Source organism: Brachyspira pilosicoli (genome assembly GCF_019402445.1).
GTDB lineage: Bacteria > Spirochaetota > Brachyspiria > Brachyspirales > Brachyspiraceae > Brachyspira > Brachyspira pilosicoli_B.
The window spans coordinates 1-2029 of the sequence record NZ_SRZM01000014.1; the positions used below are offsets into that span (position 1 = coordinate 1).

The 2029-nt window shown below is 27.3% G+C and carries 2 protein-coding genes; one reads left to right on the forward strand and one right to left on the reverse strand.

The window, feature by feature from the left end; all coding sequences use genetic code 11:
• Positions 1–65 precede the first annotated feature (65 nt).
• Complete coding sequence (gene hpt, locus E6A48_RS00455; RefSeq protein ID WP_219708082.1) at positions 66–590, forward strand: hypoxanthine phosphoribosyltransferase; 525 nt, start codon at positions 66–68, stop codon at positions 588–590.
• Positions 591–964: 374 nt separating this feature from the next.
• Here the strand turns inward: hpt and E6A48_RS00460 are convergent, their stop codons facing one another.
• Positions 965–1882, reverse strand: a complete 918-nt coding sequence (locus E6A48_RS00460) for an energy transducer TonB family protein (protein WP_219708083.1) — start codon at positions 1880–1882, stop codon at positions 965–967.
• Between the last annotated feature and the right edge of the window lie 147 nt (positions 1883–2029).

The window sequence follows — 2029 nt, forward strand, 5'->3', positions numbered from 1 at the left end:
ATTATTATATATATACGATAATATATAACAAAAAATTATTAATAAAAGATTTTAAGGAATAATTTATGAGAAAAGATGAAAATATATCAAAGATACTTATATCTGAAGAGAATATAAATAAAAAAGTTAAAGAATTAGCACAAAAAATAAACAATGATTATAAAGATAAAACTCCTTGTTTAATAGGGCTTCTTAAGGGTTCTTTTGTATTTATTGCAGATTTAGCAAGAGAAATTGATACTAATATAGAAGTTGATTTTATGATAGTATCTAGTTATGGAAATGATAAGATAGGCTCTGAAATTAAGATATTAAAAGATGTTGATATACCTTTAACAGGCAAAGATGTTATTATAGTAGAAGATATTATTGACACAGGATACACTTTAGAGAAAATTTGCGAAATATTACAAACTAGAAATGTTGCTTCGCTTAAAATATGTACACTTCTTAATAAGCCGTCAAGAAGAAAAGTTGATATAAAAATTGATTATAATGGTTTTGACATAGAAGATGAGTTTGTTGTAGGATACGGCATTGACTATGCACAGAAATATAGAAATCTTCCATATATTGGAGTAGTTGAATAAAACTCCCCACCGCACGCAGAGTAAATTTTATAATTATAACAAATTTATAATTCTCATTTTATTATATATTAAAACGTATTAACCGTGCGTTTAGTGTATTTTAAATCTAATTAAAACTTGGGTGGGAGCAAAAAATATAATTTAAACCTTTGAATGTAATTAAACATTTAAATAAAAAGGAGTTATCAATCCTAAAGGGCGGGGTATGTAGATAAAATTCAAAGGTTATTTTTATCAACTTTTTCCTGCCGCTACACGGTGTGGACTTCGTCAAAGAACCAAAAAGTGCAAGTTAAGAAAGTAATACTAACTATATTTTACATACTAAATATTAAAACAATATAAATATTTAGAAATAAATTTCAAAAAAATTATCACTCTCTGCTGAAATTTTGGTATATAAACTTAAATGGTATATATATTTTACCGTTCTCTGCATAATCACGTACCAAACCTTGAGGAGGCGGTTTTAATTTCTTGGCATATTCTATAGCCTTTGAGCATGAATTATCCAAACTGCTTTGACCTAATTTTGAATTGCTTAAAAACTTTTCAAAAATAATATTTCCGTCCAAATCTATAGATATAAGCACCTCTACCTCATCACTTCTCAAAAGCCCCAAAAAATGTGCCTGATTAGGAATAGTTAAATACCAAGAATCTCTTATAGAACCAACTAAAGTATAAAAATACCAAAAATATTCCTGTGCCTTTGTACCAAGCTGTATGCTTCCTGTTTCGCTGGATAAAACTACTGCCCTATCGGCTCCGTCTTCAAATGATGCTGGTATTTTTGTATCGCCTTTAAGACCTGGATTTTTTGGCTTATAAGGCACTACATCTTCTCTGCTTATATCATTACCTAAATCTTTTTGCTTTTGTAAATTGTTATTATTGTTTGGATTTATATTATCACGTCTTTCAACTATTGGACTATTAGCACCATCACCCAAAAAAGAAAACACAGAAGAATCTGAAAATACTTTTGAAGGTGTTACATCTATCTGTCCTCTTGATACTAATGACTTATCTGAAGCAAATGGTGTATCTTCATTATTTTCCTCTTCTTCTACATCTGGAGTCTCTACCAAAAACATATAATCATCTTTTTTATTTTTCTCTTCTTCTAATAGTTTTTCTAATTTATCATTATACGCAAACAAAGATTCCATTATATAAGTATTTACCAAACTCAATACAAATATATGAAGTATAAATGAAACTATTACTGCGAATATAGTATCTTTCTTTTTAAATATTATAGTTTTTAATTTACCTAAAAAATCTTTCATAATATGTTTTTATAATAAAAAAGCTATATGTTCAATTATAAATTAAAACTCTAAAAATTTGAATATAGTCAAATGGTTTAATAAGCTAATAATTGTATTTCATTATACAAGTTTTTATTTTATTCAACTTTTTCCCGCGTACGAGCT

Excerpts from the sequence above, each read along its gene's own strand:
- E6A48_RS00460 (WP_219708083.1), bottom strand. The coding sequence starts at position 1,882 with ATGAAAGATTTTTTAGGTAAATTAAAAACTATAATATTTAAAAAGAAA.
- hpt (WP_219708082.1), top strand. The coding sequence starts at position 66 with ATGAGAAAAGATGAAAATATATCAAAGATACTTATATCTGAAGAGAAT.